The sequence below is a fragment of the Amycolatopsis sp. CA-126428 genome (assembly GCF_002904335.1).
Lineage (GTDB): Bacteria > Actinomycetota > Actinomycetes > Mycobacteriales > Pseudonocardiaceae > Amycolatopsis.
Genome location: NZ_PPHF01000010.1, coordinates 1 through 20,264, shown reverse-complemented (window position 1 = coordinate 20,264; position 20,264 = coordinate 1). Strand labels below are relative to the sequence as shown.

Genomic DNA, 20,264 nt, shown 5'->3' with positions numbered 1-20,264 from the left:
TGGCGGGGCTGCTCGACCATCAGCGGCGCAGCAGAAGCGACACGTCGCCGAACTCGTGCCACAAGTACCGCTCCGCCACCGCCGCCTCGTACGCGCGCTGGACCACCTCCGCGCCCGCCACCGCCTCCAGCAGCGACAAGTGCGATGCCTCCGGGGCGTGCAGGCCCGTGACGATCCCGTCCACCACCCGCGCCGGGCGGTCCGGGCCCAGGACCAGCTCCGTCCAGCCCTCGGCCGCGACGAGGACGCCGCCGTGGAAAGCCGACTCCAGTGCCCGGGCCGCCGTCGTGCCCACCGCTATCACCCGGCCTCCGCGGGCCCTGACCCACGAGGCCAACGCCGCCGTCGTCGCGGGGACGCGGTACCGCTCCGCCTGGGGTGGCTCCGCCGCCTCCGGGGAGGACACTCCCGTGTGCAGCAGCAGCGGGGCGAACAACACCCCGTCCGTCACCAAGCGGGTCACCAGCTCCGGCGTGAACGGCCGCGCCGCCGAGGGCATCTCCGCGCTGCCCGGTTCGCGGGCGAACACCGTCTGGTAGTCCGACAGCGGCCAGGCCCGCGGGACGTACCCGTAGCGGATCGGCCGGCCCGCCGCCGCGAGCAGCGCACGCACCTCCACCGACACCTCCGCCCGCCACAGCCGCACTGCGCCCGGGACCATCGGGGCCAGCAACGTCAGCGACGCGTCGCCGGCCAGGGAAAGGCGCTCGCCCGGACGGCCGTCGAGCAGCGGGCCGGCCGGTGCGCGCAGCTCGACGACCCACGAACCGTCGTCGAGCGGTGTGGCGAAGTGGACCGTGATCGGGCGGCCGTTGCGCCGGGCGTCGACCGCCGCCGGGAGGGTGCCCGAAGTGTTGACCACCAGCAGGTCGCCCGGGCGGAGGTGCTCGCCCAAGCCGGTGAACGCCGTGTGGTGGACGCCCGCCGGGGACGCGACCAGCAGGCGGACCTCGTCGCGGGACAGGCCGCGGGCCTCCGGCGGGGCCGACGCCGACAGCTCCGCGGGCAGGTCGAACCGGATGTTCATGCCGTCACCAGCAGGTCGGCCGCGCGGTAGCGGCCGCTCGGCGGACGCTCGTCGAGCACCCTCAGGAACGCCGGGACGGCCGTCTCCGGCAGCGGCCGGTCCGAGATGTCCTCGCCGGGGAACGCGCGCTGGTGCATCGCCGTGCGCAGGTCGCCCGGGTCGATCGCGTACACGGACAGGTCCGGGTGTTCCACGCCCAGGACAGCGGTCACCTGATCGAGCGCCGCCTTCGCGGAGCCGTAGCCGCCCCAGCCCTCGTAAGCCTCGACGGCGGCGTCGGAACTGACGTCGATCACGACGCCGCGCGCCGCGGTCAAGGCGGGCAACAGGAGCTGGGTCAGCGCAAGGGGCGCGAAGACGTTGACGCGGTAGACGTCCTCCAGGTCCGCCACCGGGTAGCGCGCCAGGGGCGGCAGCGGGCTGACGCCGAGCGCACTGGCGTTGTTGACGAGCAGGTCGAGTTCGGGACAGGCGTCGGCGAGCGCGGCGCGGTGGGCCGGGTCGGTGACGTCGCCGGGGACGGCCGTGAAGCCGGCCTCGCCGGCCGCCGAAGCCAGCGCGGCCGCGTCGCGGCCGTCGCCGATGACCGTCCACTTGCGACGGACCAGGGCGGCCGCGAGCGCGCGGCCCAGCCCGGCGGAAGCGCCGGTGACGAGTGCGGTGGGCATGGTTCCTCCTTCGAGGGTTACCACCCCATCCTGAAACCTCTATATTACTTGAGGTCAACCGGAGACCGGCCGCGCAGCAGGAAATACGCTGCCAGCGAAACGACGAGCCCGACGTAGTACGCGAGATCCGCGCCGTGCAGCGCCGCGGCGACCGGTCCGGTGTAGAGGGACGTGTTCATGAACGGCACCGCGGCGCCGAACCCCACCAGGAAGGTCACCACCGCCGCCCAGGGCCGCACGGAAACCGACGCCAGGACGTCCACGCGCCGGCCGCCGCGGGTGCGCGCGAGCCAGTCCGGGACGACCACGCCGAGGAACGGCGGGATCCAATAGCTGACGAACAGCAGCACGTTTTCGAACTTCGCCGAGAGGTCGCCGCTGTGCATCCAGAGGATCAGCGCGAACGCGAGCACGGTGACGACGACCGCCGACACCGGGCGCCGCAGCCGGACGCCGACCGTCTGCAGCGCGAGCGAGCCGCTGTAGTCGTTCATCGCGTTCGACGACACCGCCGCCAGCGCGATCACGGCCAGCGCCAGCGCGCCCAGGAACCCGCCGCCGAGCAGGTGGGCGACGCCCGCCGCCGTCTGGTCACCCAGCGAGGACCCCAGCGCGAGCCCGAGGCCTTCGCCGATCGCGTAGGAGGCGACGAGGCCGAGCAGCGTCGCCCAGAAGACCGCCCGTGACGAAGCAGCGACGGGCAGGTAGCGGCTGAAGTCCGACGCGTACGGCGCCCAGGAGATCGCCAGCGACAACGTGATCGTCGTGAACAGGACGACGCCGCCCGCCAGATCGGCGCCGGACGCGGTGTCGGCGCCCGCGATCGGGTGTCCGGAAAGGACCTTCACGGCGAGCGCGGCGAACGCGAGCACCAGCAGCACGCTCATCACCGCCTGCACGCGGTGGATCAGCGCGTACCCGAACACGCCGAGCGCGCACTGCAGCACCAGCACGATCAGCACCGCCACCCAGAACGGCAGCCCGGTCAGCTCGGCCAGCGCCTCGCCACCGAACAGGCCGACCAGCGCGTCCCAGGCGATCGAGCCGAGCCACTGCACCAGGCCGGGCAGCACGACGCCGCCGCCGAACGGCAGCCGGGCGAGCGGCAGCTGGCCGGTCCCGGTGCGCGGCCCCCACGTCGACAGGTACGCCACCGGCAGCGACCCGAGCACGGTGCCGGCGAGCATCGCGGCCAGGCCGGTCCAGAACCCGAGACCGAGCGACGCCGCGAGGGTGCCGGTGAACACCGCCGTCATCGTCAGGTTCGGCGCGAACCACACGCTGAACAGCCGCCACGGGCGCCCGAACCGGTTGTCCGCCGGCACCGGGGCGATGCCGTGGGTTTCGATCGCCAGGTCGCGCCCGCCGGTGGGCATCCGCCCGCCGAAGACTTCGGCGTCCAGACCGTGTCCGCTCATGTTCCGCCTCTCGTCGCCGATCACCCTAAAGCGCAGCCGCGTGGTGTAACGCGACGGCCCGAACGGACGAATCACGGTTAGCCGTTGCCGGACTGCTCCCCACCACCGCCAAGACCCACCTGGGAAGGTCGCGAAGTGCAGCACCCGCGGACGTCGGCGATGACCGGGCTGCTCGCCGCCGGGTGCGTGCTCGGCGTGGTCGCGCTGGCGCTCAAAGCCGGCGAAGGCTCGCACTCCGCGCTCGACACCGCGCTCAGCACCACGACCGGGTTCCTCTTCCTCCTCGCGGGCGCGGTCGCGCACGTGCGGCGCCCGGCCAACCCGATCGGGGTGCTCATCGCGCTCGCCGGAGTTGCCCTGTTCCTCGAGGACCTGCAGTTCACGCGCGACCCGGTGCTGTACACGATCGCCGTGCCGCTGCGCGCCGCGTCCAGCCCGGTCATCGCGCACCTGGTGCTCGCCTTCCCGCACGGCCGGCTCCGCTCGCGCTGGGAACGGCTGCTGGTGGCCGCGGCCTACCTGGTGGTGCTCGGTTCGGGCGTGCTCGGGCTGCTGGTCGACGACGACCCCCGCGACCTGCTGGCGCTCTGGCCGGGCAGCGGCACCTTCGCCGACCGCGCCCTGGAGCTGGCCGCGACGGCGATCAGCGCGGGCGTCGTCGTCGTGCTGCTGTACCGGTGGCTGACCGGGCGGCTGCCGCAGCGGCGGCTGCTGTCCCCGGTCGTGGTCATCGCGCTGGCCGGTGCGCTGACGTCGGGGGCGGGCACGGCGCTCGGCGACGCGCACCCGCTGTCCGGCCCGCTGCTGCAGGCGTACCGGATCCTGTTCTGCCTGTGGCCGCTGGCGTTCCTGGCCGGGGTGATGCGGGCCCGGGTCGGCAACGCCGAGATGATCCGGCTGCTGCTGGAGCGCGACGGCACCGGGCTGGCCGCGCTGGTGCAGGACGACGAGGTGTGGAAGGACAGCCGGTCTATCGACGCGCTCAACGCGGCCGCCGGGCTGGTGCTGGACAACCAGCGGCTCACCGCCGAGCTGGAGCAGCGGCTGGCCGAGGTGCGCGCGTCGCGGGCACGCCTGGTCGCGGCCGGGGACGAGGAGCGCCGCCGGCTCGAGCGCGACCTCCACGACGGCGCCCAGCAGCGGCTGGTCAGCGTGGTGCTGCTGCTGCGGATGGCCGGCCGCCGCTCCGGCGCGGAGCTGCCGCCGGAGATCCGCGCCCTGCTCACCGGCGCGGTGGACGAGCTGCAGACGGCGATCACCGAGCTGCGCGAGCTGGCCCGCGGCATCCGCCCGGCGATCCTCACCGAGGCGGGCCTGGTCGCGGCGGTCCGCTCGCTGGTCGCCCGCAGCCCGATGGCGGTGGCCCTGACGGTCGGCACGGTGCCCCGCCTGGACGCGGCGGTGGAGGCGACGGCGTACTTCGTGACGTCGGAGGCGCTGACGAACGCGTTGAAGCACGCCCGGACCGACCGCGCCGACGTGCGGATCGAGGTGACGGGCGCGCAGCTGCGGGTCGAGGTGAGGGACGCCGGTGTCGGCGGCGCGGACGCCGAGGGCGGTTCCGGGCTGGCCGGGCTGCGCGACCGGGTGCAGGCACTCGGCGGGGAGCTCGACGTCGCCAGCGGGGCCGGGGGCACGGCGGTGACGGCGGTCATCCCCCTCGGCGCCGGAAAGCCGTGAAGTCTGCCGCGGCCGGGGTCGTGAGTGGTAAGGAGGGTTAGAACCCTCCTTACCACTCACGACGAGCCGCGGCAGACTTCGCGAACCGCGCTAGACGAGCAGCAGGAACAGCAGCCCGTTGGGCACACCGAGGCCGGTCACGTCGTCGTAGCCGGGGGTGGTGTGGATCGTCAGGCCCTGGTAGTCCAGCGTGCGGACCGAGCGGAGCAGGCCGTCCGAAGCGTCGACCGAGTTCGCGTAGTCGACGCGGGCCACCGCGGCGTCCACGTGCTTCACGTCGGTGATCGCCGGCGTGCGGGACGTCAGCTTGTAGATCACCGGGTTGATGAAGCCGTGGTGGAAGTGGTCGAAGCTGTCGGCCACCGCCATGATGCCGGCGAACACCGGCGACGCGAGGCTCGTGCCGCCGATCCGGTACTGGTCGTAGTGCGCACCCTCCGGGAAGGTCTGCGTCTGGCCGACCAGGAAGCCGGTGTTCGGGTCGCCGACCGCGGAGATGTCCGGGACGACGCGGCCCTTCTTGTTGCCGGTCTGGTTCTTCTTCGCCAGCGCGTCCGGGACGACGCCCTTCTGGTAGAAGGGCTGCTCGAACAGGCGGCTCGTGCCGCCACCGGAACCGCTGGTGTAGTTGGCCGGGCCGTAGACGCCGTTGGTCAGGACCGACTTGCTGGTCTCCCAGCCGGTCTCGAAGATCTTCTTGCCGTCCTTGCCGATGGCGATGGACGTGCCGCCGACCGCGGTGATCCACGGCGCCGAGGCGGAGAAGTCCGGCGACGGCGTGCCGAGGCGCGCGACCTCGTCACCGTTGTCGCCCGAGGAGAAGTACACGCCGATGCCCTCGAGGACCGCCTGCAGCGAGATCTGGTTGAACACCTTGACCTCGTCGGCCGGGATGTCCTCGCCGGTGTCGCCGTAGGAGTTCGACACGATGTCGGCCTTGTGGCCGGCGACCACGTAGTTCAGCGCCACGTCGAGGGCGTTGTCCTCGCAGGACTCCCCGCCGACGTAGAGGATGTCGGCGCCCGGCGCGAGACCGTGGGCGGCCTCGACGTCAAGGGTCTCCTCGCCGTACCAGCCCGCCGCGTCGCACTGGTCCGGCGGCTCGAGGACCGGGTTCGCCGGGAAGACGTGCTGCTTGAACTGGCTCTGCTTCAGCGGGTGCTGCGGGTCGTTCTTCTTCGCGTACGTGCTCGCGTCCGAATAGATGGTCGGCGAGGCGAACGCGTCCACGATGGCGATCGTGGTGCCCTTGCCGTCGGCGCCGAGCTTGTCGATGCCGTAGGCCGACCGCAGCTGCGCCGGTGTGTAGCCGCAGGGGGCGTACGGCAGCTGCTTGCCGTTGTAGGCGGGATCGGTGGTGTCGATCTTCTCGCCGTAGTAGGCGCTGCACGGCGGCGCGTTGCGGAAGCCGGGCCCGGGCGCGACGTCCGACGGCGTGCCGGAGCCGGTCGCGTGGTCCGGCTTGAACAGGTTGGTCGCCTGGTCGACACCGACGACGCCGAGCACGTCGCCGGCCAGGTTCGCCGGCACCGACAGGTTCTTGTCGGCGGCGCGCAGCGTCTGGCCCTTGACCCGGTACTTGCCGAGGTCGACGGCGAACGCCTTTTCCGTCTGGTCCGCGGTGCCGGTGGCTTCGACGTACGCGCGGTTCGACGGGACCTCGCCGACGCTGAAGCCGTTGCCGGTCAGCCACGCCTTGACGGCGCTGACGGTCGCGTCACTGGCCGCGAAGCGGTCGCGCACCTGGTCGGGGCTGAGGTACTGGCGGTAGGTCTTGCTGTCCGGGTCGGACACGGCCTGGGCCAGCGCCTCGGCACCGGCGTTGTCGCGCTGGTTCAGGTAGACCCGGAAGCTCAGCTTCGCGGCGGGCGCCGTGTCGGCGACCTTCGCCTGCGCGTTCGCCCACAACGGGTGCGACTGCGGAATGTCCTGACGCCCCTGCGCGGACGCCGTCGCCGGCAGGGTGCCGGTCAGGCCACCCACCACCGCGAGCGAAAGGAGCAGGGTGGAGCTTCTTCGCACAGAAATCTCCCTCTTCGAAAGCGGCCCCCAGAAAACGGGCCTTGGAACACCGGCTGAGACTAGATCGGTGTTCCGCTCGCGGGGAAGTGCTTGCGGAACCGTTATCTGGCCAGTAATTCGCCGCGCGTTAACCGTGGTACGGAAATCCGATTTGTCGCAGGGAAAACGCGAGGAATCATGCCCTATGCGCGGTTGGTCCGGTTCGTGCCGGTACCGCGGACCACCGGCGACGACCGTGCGCCACCTACTAAAGTCGGTTGCTCCGTCCACTCGGGACAGTCCGTGGCATCCGGGGCTTCGCCACCCGAACGCCCGAAAGACAGGGGGCGGTGGCGGTACTTCGGCCGTCACGCCAGCCGCCGGTCCACCGCCGCGGGGGCGAACACGGCGTCGACGACCATCGCGACCGCGCCGGCCACCGCCATTCCTTCGCCGCAGCCGCCGATTTCCACGCGCAGGTTCTGCGTCGCCCGCGGCAGCGCCCGCCGGTAGAGCACCTCGCGGACGCCGGCCACGAAGTGCGGTTCCGCGAGGTCGCCGGCGATCACCACCACCCCCGGGTTGACCACGCAGACGAGGGTCGCCAGCACCTCCCCCACTTCGCGGCCCGCCACCTCGGCGAGCCGGACCGCGGCCGGCTCTCCCGCGACGATCCGGTCCCGGACACCCGAGCCGGACTTCGTCGGCAGCCCCAGCTCGGTCAACCGGGCCGCCAGCGCCCCGCCGCCGGCGACGGCCGCCAGGCAGCCGCGGGAACCGCACAGGCACTGCGCTTCCGGGTGCTCCGGCAGGCGGATGTGACCGATGTCGCCGGCGCCGCCGTCGATCCCGCGGTAGACCTCGCCGCCGAGGACCAGGCCGGCGCCGATCCCGGTCGACACCTTCACCACGACCAGCGCCGCCGACTCCGGGTGGTGGGCGCGGTGCTCACCCAGCGCCATCAGGTTCGCGTCGTTGTCCACCAGCACCGGGGCGCCGAAGCGCGCGCCGAGGTGGGCGTCGATCGGGTAGCCGTCCCAGCCCGGCATGATCGGCGGCTGGGTGACCCGCGCGCGGCCGGGCTCCACCGGGCCCGGGACCGAAACGCCCACGCCGCACACCGGCCGGCCCCCCTCGGCCCGCAGCGCCTCGAACCACTCCGCGACCCGGTCGAGCACCGGCTCGGGGCCGTCGGCGACCCGGATCGCGCCCGCGCGGCGCGCCAGCACCCGCCCCGCCAGGTCGGTGACGGCGGCCTCGGCGTGCGTCGTGTCGATGCTTGCGGCGAGGACGACCGCGTGCCGGTCGTCGAAGCGCAGCTGCCGCGCCGGGCGGCCGCCGGTGGAGTCCTCCTGACCACCCTCGGCGAGCAGGCCCGCGGCCTGGAGCCGGTCCAAGCGCGCGGTCAGCGTCGAACGGGACAGCCCACTGCGGAGCTGCAGGGCCTTCCGCGTGGTCGCCTGCCCGGTCCTGACCAGCTGCAACAGCTCGCCGGCGCTCGCCATCGCGTTCCCTTCGACTTTTGTCCATTGACAAGACATAAGTAGGAGATATGTTGGACACATGAACGTAACATGGGGGCGTGCTGCCGAGGTCCTCGCGGGCAACTGGCTCGGCTCGTCGACCGTGCCCTCACGCGGGCTCTACCCGCACCAGTGGAGCTGGGACTCCGCCTTCATCGCGTTCGGGCTGCGCCACCTCTCGCCTTCGCGGGCCCGGCGCGAGCTGCTGACGCTGTTCTCCGCGCAGTGGCGCGACGGCCGCGTCCCCCACATCCTGTTCAATCCTGACACCCCGCCCGAGGCGTACTTCCCGGGCCCGGCCTTCTGGCAGGCCGGGCGGACGTCGGGGCTGGTCCAGCCGCCGATCCACGCCCGGGCGGTGCTGGCGGTGCACGAAGCCGACCCCGACCCGGTGTTCCTCGCGACTCTGTACCCGAAGCTGCGGGCCTGGCACGAGTATCTGCGGACCGGGCGCGACGCGGGCGGCCGCGGCCTCGCGGCGATCGTGCACCCGTGGGAGTCGGGCATGGACAACAGCCCGGCGTGGGACGGCCCGCTCTCGCACGTCACGCCGTCGACGGGGTTCGTCCGCCGCGACCTGGAGCACGGCGAAGCCGCCGACCGGCCGAGCGACGAGGACTACGGCCGGTACGTCCGGCTCGCCACCGACTACCGAGACAGCGGCTACCGCGACTTCGGCAACTTCGTCGTGGAGGACCCGGGCTTCAACGCGCTGCTGGCCGACGCCGAGCTGGCGCTGGCCGAGATCGCCGAGATCCTCCGGCTGCCCGCGGCCGCGGCCGCCCACCGCGAGGCCGCGGCCCGCGTCACGAAGGCGTTGCAGGACACGCTGTGGGACAGCGTGTCCGGCTGGTTCTTCGCCAGGGACGTCCGCACTGGCGTGCCGGCCCCCGAGTACACGTGCGCGGGCCTGCTGCCGCTGCTGCTGCCGGACCTGGCGGTCGCCCCCGCCGTGCTGGCCACCGCGACCGGCCCGCGCTTCCGGCTCGGCCGGGTGCACGGCGTCCCGAGCTTCGACCTGACCGCGCCGGGCTTCGACCCGGGCCGGTACTGGCGCGGGCCGTCGTGGTTCAACGTCGGCTGGCTGGTCCGCCAGGGCCTGCTCTGCCACGGTGAGCACGTGCTCGCCGCCCGCCTGCGCGAGGACCTCCTCGAGACCGCGTGCGCGACCGGCTTCGCCGAGTACGTCGACCCGCTGACCGCAGCCGGACACGGCACCCGCTCCTTCAGCTGGACCGCGGCGCTGACCGTGGACTTGCTGGCCGAGCGGAACTGAGGAACGGGCCGCCCAGCCGCGTTCGGGGGCGGCTGGGCGGTCCGGCACTCAGGGCCCGCTCAGCCCGCCGCGGTCGCGTAGTCCGAGCCCACCCAGGTTTCGTCGATCCGCAGCCGCTTGTAGCGCGAGCTGTCGCTCGACGCCGCGTACGTGCTCGTCACCTGGAGCCGCACGTACCGGGCCGTCACCGCGGAGACGTCGACGAACTGGACACCGCGGTGGCTCGGCAGCGTCCCGGACTTCACCGCGCTGCCCCAGTCCTTGCCGTCACTCGACACGAACACCTTGTACGCCTTGATCCGCGCCGACTGCTCGCTGTCCGAGCGGGCGTAGCTGACGGAGTCCTCCCGCTGGTTGAGCCCGAGGTACTGCACCTTCTTCGCCGTCCCGAGGTCGTAGTCGAGGTTGACCGGCAGCGTCTTGTTGTTGTCGAAGTAGGTCAGGTAGCTGCCGTCGCTCGCCGCCGGTCCACTGTGGCCACTCGCCGACGCGCTCGCCTTGAGCGTCACGGTCTTCGGGTCGTAGGTTCCGGTGCGGCCCGCCGTCTCGACCTTGAACACCGTGTCGTAGGTGTCCCAGCCGGACAGGCCGCTGAGGGTGAGGCTGCCGCCGCCCTGGCTGAAGGAGATCGCCGCGCCGGTGCGCAGGTTCGTGACACCGCGGACGCGGTAGCCGTTGTCGCGGATCTTCAGCGTCGACGTCGACGGCTTGGTCAGGACGTGCACGTACTGCGTGTCGCCCTTGATGGTGATGACGCCGTGGGCGCCGTCGTTCCAGAAGCCCGGCTGCATGCCGCCGTACATGTACCCGGCGCCTTCGGTGCCGCCGAGGGACTCCCAGATCGCGTCCAGGTAGGTTTTCGCGAAGTTGTTGAACGCCTCCTGGTTCGAGGGGAACTTCCCGTTCACCATCGCCGTCTCGGCCATCAGGGACTTGATCGACGAGCCCGAGTTCGTGATGTACCGGCCGACGTTGAGCATCTTGTTGACGGCCGAGTTGGATCCGCCGTACCACCACGAGCCCGTGTCGGGGAGCTTGAAGCACGCCTCGGTGAGCCGCGGCATCGCCGTGTAAGTCGCCTGCGGGTAGTCGTACGACGGCGACATGCCGGTCTTCTGCTCGTTGCTGATCGTGTCCATGATCGGCGTGTCTTCGTTGTTGTTGCTGATCAGGTAGTCCGGGCGCTGCTGGTAGATCTGCTGGTACAGGTCGTGCGACTCCCAGTAGGCGTTGTCGTTGTCGATCCAGAACCCGCCGAGATCGGGGTAGTTCTTCATGACCTCGAAGAAGTTGTCGTAGCTGAACTGGCCGAAGCCGCTCTGGCTGTCGAGATCGATGTCCTTGCCCTTGTACTTCGAGTAGCCGGCGGAGTCGAGCCACTCGTGGCCGCCTTCGTCGTGCCACTGGGCGTCGTTGGTCATGTAGAGGATGACCTTGAGGCCCCGGGCCTTCGCCGCGGCGACCAGCTCGCCGAGGAAGTCCCGCTTGGTGGAGCAGCTGCCGGGGATCTTCGACGGCCAGGCCCGCGAGTAGCCGAGCCGGCTGTGGAACGAGGCGAGCACGAGGTACGACGCGTGCAGCTTCTGGGCTTCGGTGACCCAGTAGGCGGGATCCCACCCGCCGTCGGTGATCGCCTTTTCCCAGGCGCTGCAACTGGTGTAGCCGGGTGACGTGCGCATGCCCCAGTGCAGGAACAACCCGGCCTGACTGTCGCGCAGCCACTGCTGCGAGGGCTTCTGCAGGTCCGCCGAAGCGGGCGCGGCGATGAGCCCGGACACCGCCAGCATCGCCGCGCACGCGACGAGCACCCGGCGGAGGAACCTGTGTGCCATGAAAGACCTCCATTGGTCTGGTCCATCCGGTGGTGTACTCCTGGCGGGAACGCCTGGTCAAGCCTTAGATCCGACCTTTCCGCGAAGTTTCGCTGGCCGGTACATCCACACTTCCGCCGTTCGGGTTAAATATCTGATATATGACGCAAGAGATCCGATCTCTCTTGACTCGCCCTCCCGGAGGCGAGTAGATGTTTCCCCCGGAAGCGCTTTCGCTTCCAAGACCATCGCTCCGGCGACACGGGCAGCACGCCGCGCCCCCCAGAGCTGGTCGGGATGCCGACGGACGGCGGATCGGCATCCCGGCCACCCTTCAACCGCGTCGCGGGGCCAGTGCACGAAAGGGACGACGATGTCCGAACATCCCCTTCGCCCGACCCGGCGCGCGGTCCTGACCGGCACGCTCGGCGCCCTGGGCGCGCTCGCCGCGGCGGGCCCCCTCGCGCGGGCCGCGGACCGGCTTCCCCCGATCGGCGGCGCAGCCCCGACGGACTGGTCGCGCGCGGTGATCGATTCGACGATGAAGCGCTACACGCCGGACAAGATCGGCGGCTGGGGTTACACGCTGGGCCTGTACCTCTACGGCCAGTACCTCTTCTACAAGCGCACCGGCGAGAAGAAGTACCTCGACTACATCATCGCGTGGTACGACCGGTTCATCACCGACAGCGGCATCTCCAACAGCTTCAACAACCTGGACTCGATGCGCTCGTGCCAGATGCTGCCGCTGCTGTACGCGGAAACGGGCCGCAAGAAGTACAAGACGGCGGCCGACCAGCTGCGCAAGCGGTTCCCGTCCTACCCCCGGACGTCCGACGGCGGCATGTTCCACGCCACCAGCAAGGTCGGCCAGCTGTGGGGCGACGGCGTCTACATGGCCCAGCCGTTCCTCGCGCTGTACGGCGCGGCGTTCGGCGACGGCGACTACTGCTTCGAAGAATCGGCGAAGAACATCGTCGTGTACTTCAGCCACCTGCGCGAACCGGCGAAGGGCCTGCTGTACCACGCCTACGACGAGGACGGCTCCGAGTCGTGGGCGTCCGGGTCCGGGCACCACTCGAAGTACCACTGGGCGCGCGCGATCGGCTGGTTCGGCATGGCCACCATCGACATCCTCGAGGTGCTCCCGGCGAACCACCCGCGGCGGGCCGCGCTGATCGACGTCGTCAAGTTCCTGGCGGCGGGTTACCAGCGCTACCAGGACGCCTCCACCGGCCGCTGGTACCAGGTGGTCGACCGCGGCGGCGACTCGAAGAACTGGCTGGAGACGTCGGCGTCGTCGATGTACACGTTCACGATGGCCCGCGGCGTCCAGCGCGGCTACCTGCCGGCGTCCTACCAGGCGGTGGCGGACCGCGGGTACGCCGGAGTGCTGAAGAAGGTGTCCCTCGGGTCGGACGGCCTGACGAACATCACCGACATCTGCGAAGGCACCAACGTCGGCGACCTGTCCTACTACTACGCCCGGGCCCGCAAGACCAACGACTTCCACGGCCTCGGCGCGTTCCTCATCATGAACGAGCAGTACTCGCACTGACCACCGCGACGCCGCAGAAGGGGCCCCGGCTCACGCCGGGGCCCTTTCGTATGTGCCGAAACGGACGACACGCGTGATTCAGCAGTCAACTCGCGTGACCAAGGGGTCGACACGCGTGATTGAGGGGTCGACACGGCTCGGGTCACCAGCTCCGCCGTGTCGACCCGCCAATCACGCGTGTCGACCCTCTAATCACGCGTGTCGGCGCTTCGATCACGCCAGAGGCCCCTTCCCGTGTGGGTGGGAAGGGGCCTCGGTGGGGTGGGTCAGCAGGTTGAGGTGGAGCTTGTGGTGTTGATGCGGAGGGTGGCGCCCGACGTGGTCGCCGAGTCCTTGACGCAGTAGCCCGTCACCGACTGGAAGCCGATGTCGAACGGGCTCTTCGAGCCCTTCTCCGCGGTGAAGTGGTCGAACGTGATGTCCGAGCTGTTGTTGACGATGCTCGCCGGGCGGCCGTCGTCCTTGGCGAACTCCACCGAGCTGTTCACGAACCGGATGCCGGCCGCGTAGTGCAGGTACCAGCCGTACGACGGGCGGGTGCCGATGCTCTTCGGGTTGTAGTCCGTCGCGTTGTTGCTCGGCACGCCCGTGCCCATCGTGCCGTTGCCGCCGGGCACCGACAGCTTCACGCCGGTGAAGGTGACGTCGGAGACGCGGTGGCTGCTGTCCGCGCCCCAGATCGTCGGGCTGAAGTTCGTGCCGGTGTGCGTGCCGGTGACGTTGTCGAGCGTGATGCCGCTGATCGACCCGACGCCGGGGTTGTTGCCGCAGCGCTTGCGCGTGCCGATCTTCATCATGATCGGCGAATACGTGCCCGACATCGTGATGTTGCGGTAGTGCACGTCGGAAATCTTGGCGCCGTCCATGGAGACGATGCCGATGCCGGACTTGTGCGCGCTGGTGATCGTGATGTCCGAGAACTGGTAGCCGGTGAAGTCACCGCACGTCTCGGACCCGAACATCAGCGCGTTGCAGCACTGCGCCGAAAGTTTCGCGTTGTTCACCGTGACGTTCCCGTTCGGCAGTTTCGCGCCGAGCGCGTAGTCGCTCTTGAACACCAGTGCGTCGTCGTTCGCCGCGATGTTCGCGTTCGTGATCGTGACGTTCGTCGTGCTGATGATGTTCCAGCCGTCGCGGTCGCTCGCCGTGTCGATGGTCAGGTGGTCGGACACGACGTTCGTGCAGCCGTTGATCAGCGCCGCGAAGTGCCCGCCGCGGCGCAGCTTGACGCCGGACAGTGTCAGCCCGTCACACCGGGTGAGGGACAGGATCTTGTCGGCCTCGCCGGACTTCGGGTTGCCGGTGATGAGGTTGCCGCCGCCGTCGATGGTGCCCGCGCCGGTGAAGCCGATGTTCGTCAGCTTGTCGCCGTAGAACATCGCGTTGTGGAAGTGGCTGTGCCCGTAGTCCTGGTACTCGTCCCACTGGTTCGATTCGGGCTTGTCGTAGGTGTCCGCGCCGGACCCGGTGATCGTCGCGCCCGCGTCGAGCTGGATCGTCACGTTGCTCTTGAGGTGGACGGTGTTCGCCGACTTGTACGTGCCGGAGGTGAACCGGACGGTGCCGCCGCCCGCCGCGCCGGCCGCGGTGATCGCCTTGTCGATGGCGGCGGAATCGTTGGCCGACCCGTTTCCCTTGGCGCCGTAGTCCTTGACGTCGTAAACGCCGCCGGGCGCGGCGGCGGAAACGCCGGCGCCGGCCACCACCAGCCCCGCCACCGCGAACGTGATCAGCAAGAGTTTCTTCACGTGGAACCGCCTTGTCATGAAATCGAAGAATTCGGCATGACGGCGGAGCACTCAGATTACGAGCGTCGCGAACGGACTGTCAAGATCGCAGGAAGGGGGACCCGCGCCACCCCCAGTCGGACGCGGGTCCCCCGGTGTTCGGTGCGGCAGGACACCAGGTGTCCTTTCAGGATTTTGGCAGTCTACCTTCGTCCGGCCCGCGGACTCCATGCGTTTTTCATGGTCCGGACCATGAATCCGGCATGCCCGGTAGCTACCTGGGGCGGGCGCTGCTCCGGACGAGGACGGCGTGACCACCCGTTCGGCCGCCGCGGGTCACGCAGCGTGGCTTCAGGCCTTTTGCAGGCCGGCTTTCCCCGCTTGCACCACGTAGCTGACGTCGTTCTTGATCACCACCGACGCCGGGTCGTAGACGCTCGTGTCGGAGGTGGTCATGAAGTCCGCCCGCATCTGCGACGGCGTGGTCGTGACGCGGACGTAGCCGCGCTCGCCCTTGCAGTACTTCACGTGCGGGTTGTTCGCGTACCAGGCGGCGCTTGGTGCCGCGGCCGTGTCACTGTTGCTCGTCACCGACGTCGTGACCAGCTCCGAGCCGATGAGCGGGGCACTGTGGTCGAAGTAGTCGAGCCGCAGGTCGGCGGCCCAGTGCCGGTGGACGTCGCCGGTGAGCACGACCGGGTTGGCGACCTTGCGGTCGACCCAGCCCTGCTGGATCCGGTTGCGGGAGGCCTCGTAGCCCTGCCAGGAGTCGTTGCTCTCGCAGGTGGCCTTGTCGCCGTCGGCGTCCCGGGTGGCGAAGAAGACCTGCTGGCCGAGGAAGTCCCAGGTGGCGGGGTGCGACTCGAACTGCTTGAGCAGCCACGCCTCCTCGGTGGCGCCGAGGATGCTGCGCGAGGTGCTGCGCATGTCGGCGCAGGCCGGACCGGCGTCGCCGGCGGGGTCGGGCACCTGGGCACTGCGGTACTGGCGCGTGTCGAGCATGTGGAAGCGGGCCAGGTTGCCCCACATCAGCTGCCGGTAGAGCTGGATCGACGCGCCGTTGGGCTTGGCCGTCGACCGGATCGGGGTGTTCTCGTAGAAGGCCTGGAACCCGGCGGCCTTGCGCGCGGCCGGGGCGGGCGAGGTGGTGCCGTTCCAGTTGTTCATGACCTCGTGGTCGCACCAAGCGTGTCAACTAACTACACTCGAACAAGGCGTCTACCAGCGAGGATACCGAAGATGAGCGCACCTGCACCCCGGAAGAAGCGCCGGTACAAGCTCCAGGCCAGCAGGCGGCCAGAGGTCGTCCCGTTCACCCCCGAGGGCGATGCGGCCCTGTGCTACGTCCGGCAGTCGTTCTTCACCGACGAAAGCACGTCCAAGGAGGTACAGACGGACGCCACTCATCGTTGGACGAATGCCTACGGAATTCCGATCGTCGACACCGTCGAGGACTTGCACGTGTCCGGCGATTTGGAGCCCTACAAGCGGACCGGCCTTAAGGCATGGTTGTCCGATGCACCACCGAAGCCGTGGAAGACACTCGTTGTTTCCAAGCTGGATCGCCTGGTCCGCAACGTCATGGACGCCCTGACCTTGCTGGAATGGCTGAGGGCACGAGGAAAGCGCCTAATCTGCATTGCCGAGGGCATCGATTCCAGCAACTCTATGTCGGAATTCCTGATTACCTTGATTGCCGCCTTCGCACGCATGGAACGCGAGCGAATGAAAGAGCGCTTCGTTTCAGCGAAGGCAAAGCTTAAAGAAGAGGGCCGCTGGGGCGGCGAGGGACACCATTACGGCACCATGCCGGTCGAGCTGCCCGGCGGCGGATGGATTCTCGGACTCGACCCCTACGCGGTGAAAATTCTTCATTCACTGTCGAAGCTGGCACGCGCCGGGAAGGGCCTTTCCGACATGTGTGCATGGCTGAAAGAGAAGAAGATTCTAGCTCCCCGCGACCGGCAGATGCAATTAGCCGCAGAACGACGCGGCGAAGACCCCGCAACGATCGAATACAAAGGCCACGAATGGAACCCCTCCGTACTCCGCCGCCTGCTGACACACCCGACCCTTGTCGAGTTCGGAATCTTCGAACCTGCGGAGCAAGCGGAGATCACCGCCCGCCTGGATGAAAAGTCGATTCGAAAGGTGCGCGGCAGTAATCAGCCCTATGACTTCTCGGGCGTCCTGGTGTGCGCGGAATGCCTTGAGCCGCTCTGGCATCGGATCGCTCATCACGACCGAACAGGCAAAGACGGGCAGCCGGTCGTGTACGAGTACAACTACTGGCGGTGCCCTACACGTAAACACGGCCCGGCGATGCGCGCGGAACAAATCGAGCCACTAGCCGAGCAAGCCTTCTACAAGATCTTTGCATCGGTTCCTGTTCGGGAACGCGTGGTGTTGCCGCCGACCAACCATGCGAACGAGATAGCCAAGCTGGAACGCGAGTACGGCAAGGTCATGTCGAATGTCGCGCGCGCGAAGTCGACAGACGAACGGCAGCGGGCAAAAGATGACGGAGACAAGATTCTTGCCGAACTGGATGCGCTTCGGGCGCTCCCGGTCGACCCCGGGGGCGTGCAATGGGTCCCGACCGATCGGACGTGGCGGCAAGAGCTAGCGCGAATGACCCCGGAGGAGCGCCGCACGCGATGGCTAGAACTCGGTTTTACCTTCACGGTACAGAAGCGACCGGACGGTACATGGAAAGCCGGATGGCGACTACCGGACGGATGGAAGGAAGCCATGCCGGAACTGACCGAGCACGTCCCCAGTGGTGGGGAATCACTGGAAATCACTGATCTACTCGACTGGACAGCGACGGACAACTCTAAACCGGAGCACGGCTAAGACGACGCACATGCGGTGGGGTATCGGGCCTGTGATGGCCCGATACCCCACCGCTGTTTTTTGACCAAGGGTTGGCGTCGTCGCCACTTAAGGCGCATCCTGGTGACCATGGGTGGAGGATCGTTTTTAGACCGTATGGCTGCCGCCGGGGAGCGGAAATTAGTCCGGGATCAGGACCGAAATCGGCGACGCGCGGCCATTGAAAGGGCCGCACGGGTTCCCGCGCTGATCGGGGCGGCCGCACTCGCACTGGTGGCGTGGTGGCTGTCCGGTTGGGAGATATGGCCGTGGTTGTTCGGCGGTGTCGGCGGCCTGGCGGCCGTGTTACTGGTGGCGCGTCACGTACCGCCGTTGTGGCGGGTGACAGCGCCGCTGGTTGTGGTCGGGTTGTGGCTGCTGACCTATGTGGACCCGTGGTGGTGGGTGTTGCTGGCGGGCATCGCGCTCACGGGTACCACAGTGGTCGCGCTGGTGATGTTGCGGCTACGGGTGCGGCGCTGGCGGACAGCGGGGGCGCTGGCGCTCGGGGTGGTGATGATCGCGGCGGGGTCGGTGATGCTGGTGGTGGACGCGGCCCGGCAGCAACGCCAGACGCAACAAGAACTCGATCAAGCCCACAATGAGGCGCTTGCCCGCACCTTGCCCCACACCCCGGCGAGCATGGTCAACTTTCTGGTCGAGCACATTGCCCGGTTCAAGCCGGATGACAGGCTGGCGTGTTCGGTGTTCGCCCCCGACGCGCAACGGCAGTTCGCCGACGCCTGGCACGTGCTGGACTGCCCGGCGGCGATCCGCGCGATGGCCGATGAGGTCACGGCACGGGGCGACTACGTGAACAACCTGTCCCTCCCCGGGCAGGCCACAACGTCCAACCCCGACGGCACGCTGTCGGTCGACGCGTGCCACTTAGATTTCGGCGGGCTGACCGACGACACACCGCACGCCAACCCCGGTCCGCAAATCGGCGCGCTGACCTTGCGACAGCAACAAGGACAGGGGCACTTGATCATCGGCTACCGGCGGTGCGCCACTCGGTGAGTGCACCGGCCCTCCGACGACAGAGACCCCTCCGCCAGCTGGCGGAGGGGGTCTCTGTCCTGTGCCGCCGTTACCGGGCTGACCGCGTCCGATAGAGCGCGTCACACGCTGCGGTGATTCTGGCTGCCAACTCCTGGATATCCGCGCCGTCGACCGCAACCCATAGCGCGCCGTCCGGGGTCGCCGTCAGCGCCACCGTGGGCCGGTCGGCCGGTCTGCTCGTGGCTGACGGCTCCGGGGCGTCTCCGGCGCGTTCGGGCTGTCCTACGGTGGCGCCCTGCCGGGTACGCCGGGGTCGGTCGCTGTCGGACTGGTCTCCGCCGTCCTCGCGGTCGGCACGGTCGCCGTCGGCCGTCCTCGTTCCGGTCGCTCCGCCGTCGTGGGTCGGACGGCCGTCCTTCGCGTCGCGGTGGTCGTCATGGTCGCTGCCTTTCGGATGCTGCTGAGTGGCGGTCTGCGGTGCGTGGGTGGTGGGGTCAGGCAAAGGGCGTGTCACCTCCCCTCATCCGGTCGGCGGGGCGGCAGGGAGGGACCTTCGCCGCTACCCCCGCCACCCGGGTTTCGACCCAGTTTCCGGTCCCGCCGGCGGTTGGTCCCTGACGTCCCTGCGCCGGATTTGTGCTGGTCAGCCGAGGGACTTTCGGTCAGGGACGCGTTAGGGATAAGTCCCTGAGTCCCTGCCGGGTCCCTGCCCGCATCCCTGCCGTCTCCGTCCCCGCCGTCGTCGTCGCGGTCCCGGCGGGCGAGTGCGGCGGCCACGTCGTCGGCGCGGATGACCTTGTTCCCGTCTGACTTGACCGGGGCGACCCCGTAGGGAGCGAGGGCGGCTGTCAGGTCCCGGAACGTCCACTCCCCGTACTCGCCGGGATCGTGCCGGGCCAACCGAGTCAGGACCACCTGAGTCCGGACCCGCTTCTCTCCCCCCAACACCGTCGCGACGTCGGCCAAGTGATCCGCGACGACCGGTGCCGCGTCGAGTTGCGGGCGCGCGCTGGACTCGACCGCCCGGCCCATCTCCTCAATCAGCGCCACCGCCCGCGCGATGACCGGCGTGACGTCGTCGGCCCCATCCTCGAACGGGACGTAGAACGTGCGCACCAACTCGAACGTCTCATCGGTGATCCCGACCGCGACACACGTTCCCCGGTCGGTGTTGATCCGCAGCTCGGTCGCGCGGATACCGGCCGCGTACTTCCCGGACCCGAGTAGACCGTCATTGGCCACCTGATCGGCCACGCTGAACGCCACTCCACATGAGACGTTGCGGGTGACTTCCCGAGGGATGCTGTCCTTGGTCGGTGACTGGGTGGCCAGCAGCAGCACAATCCCGTACTTGCGCCCTCGCTTGATCAGCCTGATTGCCAGTTCGGCGGCTTTCTTGCCGTACTTCGGGTGCTGGAACAACTCGTGACACTCATCGATCCCGCACACCAGCGGGTGCAGGCCAAGCCCGGCCTTGTCGGCGAGCTTGCGCGAGACCTTTGGCGGGTGGCCCGGCTGCTCCCCGAGGATCTTGCCGCGTCGCTCCATTTCCGTCAGCAAGTCCGCCAACGCCTGCGTTGCCGCTTCGGCCACGCTGTCATCCATCCCCATCCCGTAGCGGGACAAGCGCGGGCGGAACGGTTCGAAGTCGGGCGACTCGCCCATGACGAACGCCCACAGTTCGGCGGTGGGGTCGAGT

Annotated in this window: 12 protein-coding genes and 2 pseudogenes; 5 read left to right on the top strand and 9 right to left on the bottom strand. The window is 69.3% G+C overall.

Annotation, left to right across the window (positions count from 1 at the left end; genetic code table 11):
- Positions 1–19 precede the first annotated feature (19 nt).
- Genes C2L58_RS01740 through C2L58_RS01730 form a run of 3 tightly spaced genes read right to left on the bottom strand, consistent with a single transcriptional unit; the run spans position 20 to position 3,113 of the window.
- On the bottom strand, positions 20–1,027 hold the full coding sequence (locus C2L58_RS01740; protein WP_103335231.1) for an S-adenosylmethionine:tRNA ribosyltransferase-isomerase: 1,008 nt from the start codon (positions 1,025–1,027) through the stop codon (positions 20–22).
- On the bottom strand, positions 1,024–1,695 hold the full coding sequence (locus tag C2L58_RS01735) for an SDR family NAD(P)-dependent oxidoreductase (RefSeq protein ID WP_199191053.1): 672 nt from the start codon (positions 1,693–1,695) through the stop codon (positions 1,024–1,026). Before C2L58_RS01735 ends, C2L58_RS01740 begins: the two co-directional genes overlap by 4 nt.
- Before the next feature lie 44 nt (positions 1,696–1,739).
- Positions 1,740–3,113, bottom strand: coding sequence for a purine-cytosine permease family protein (locus C2L58_RS01730; protein WP_103335228.1), 1,374 nt, complete (start codon positions 3,111–3,113; stop codon positions 1,740–1,742).
- Positions 3,114–3,272: 159 nt separating this feature from the next.
- On the opposite strand from C2L58_RS01730, the gene C2L58_RS01725 reads away from it, so the two are divergent.
- On the top strand, positions 3,273–4,793 hold the full coding sequence (locus C2L58_RS01725) for a sensor histidine kinase (RefSeq protein ID WP_199191064.1): 1,521 nt from the start codon (positions 3,273–3,275) through the stop codon (positions 4,791–4,793).
- 90 nt (positions 4,794–4,883) lie between these two features.
- Here C2L58_RS01725 and C2L58_RS01720 read toward each other — a convergent pair whose 3' ends face one another.
- Both C2L58_RS01720 and C2L58_RS01715 read right to left on the bottom strand, forming a co-directional pair.
- Complete coding sequence (locus tag C2L58_RS01720; protein WP_103335225.1) at positions 4,884–6,815, bottom strand: S53 family peptidase; 1,932 nt, start codon at positions 6,813–6,815, stop codon at positions 4,884–4,886.
- Positions 6,816–7,162: 347 nt separating this feature from the next.
- Positions 7,163–8,299, bottom strand: a complete 1,137-nt coding sequence (locus tag C2L58_RS01715) for an ROK family transcriptional regulator (RefSeq protein WP_103335223.1) — start codon at positions 8,297–8,299, stop codon at positions 7,163–7,165.
- 58 nt (positions 8,300–8,357) lie between these two features.
- Here C2L58_RS01715 and C2L58_RS01710 point away from each other — a divergent pair, with 58 nt between their 5' ends.
- Positions 8,358–9,593 carry an MGH1-like glycoside hydrolase domain-containing protein gene (locus C2L58_RS01710; protein ID WP_103335222.1) on the top strand — a complete coding sequence of 412 codons (1,236 nt, stop codon included), beginning with the start codon at positions 8,358–8,360 and terminating at the stop codon, positions 9,591–9,593.
- A gap of 59 nt (positions 9,594–9,652) precedes the next feature.
- Here C2L58_RS01710 and C2L58_RS01705 read toward each other — a convergent pair whose 3' ends face one another.
- Positions 9,653–11,425, bottom strand: coding sequence for an alpha-L-fucosidase (locus C2L58_RS01705; RefSeq protein WP_103335220.1), 1,773 nt, complete (start codon positions 11,423–11,425; stop codon positions 9,653–9,655).
- Positions 11,426–11,777: 352 nt separating this feature from the next.
- On the opposite strand from C2L58_RS01705, the gene C2L58_RS01700 reads away from it, so the two are divergent.
- On the top strand, positions 11,778–12,962 hold the full coding sequence (locus C2L58_RS01700) for a glycoside hydrolase family 88/105 protein (protein WP_103335219.1): 1,185 nt from the start codon (positions 11,778–11,780) through the stop codon (positions 12,960–12,962).
- A 266-nt stretch (positions 12,963–13,228) separates the two neighbouring features.
- Here the strand turns inward: C2L58_RS01700 and C2L58_RS01695 are convergent, their stop codons facing one another.
- Together C2L58_RS01695 and C2L58_RS01690 are read right to left on the bottom strand one after the other, a co-directional pair.
- Positions 13,229–14,710, bottom strand: a complete 1,482-nt coding sequence (locus C2L58_RS01695; RefSeq protein ID WP_103335217.1) for a glycoside hydrolase family 28 protein — start codon at positions 14,708–14,710, stop codon at positions 13,229–13,231.
- Between the two features lie 330 nt (positions 14,711–15,040).
- A pseudogene (locus C2L58_RS01690) lies at positions 15,041–15,868 on the bottom strand (alkaline phosphatase D family protein); the annotation flags it as partial.
- A gap of 60 nt (positions 15,869–15,928) precedes the next feature.
- Here C2L58_RS01690 and C2L58_RS01685 point away from each other — a divergent pair.
- Complete coding sequence (locus tag C2L58_RS01685) at positions 15,929–17,545, top strand: recombinase family protein (protein ID WP_103335216.1); 1,617 nt, start codon at positions 15,929–15,931, stop codon at positions 17,543–17,545.
- A 102-nt stretch (positions 17,546–17,647) separates the two neighbouring features.
- Positions 17,648–18,583: a hypothetical protein gene (locus tag C2L58_RS50205; RefSeq protein WP_233225507.1), complete on the top strand. Its 936-nt coding sequence runs from the start codon at positions 17,648–17,650 to the stop codon at positions 18,581–18,583.
- A 492-nt stretch (positions 18,584–19,075) separates the two neighbouring features.
- Here C2L58_RS50205 and C2L58_RS01675 read toward each other — a convergent pair.
- A pseudogene (locus C2L58_RS01675) lies at positions 19,076–20,264 on the bottom strand (hypothetical protein); the annotation flags it as partial.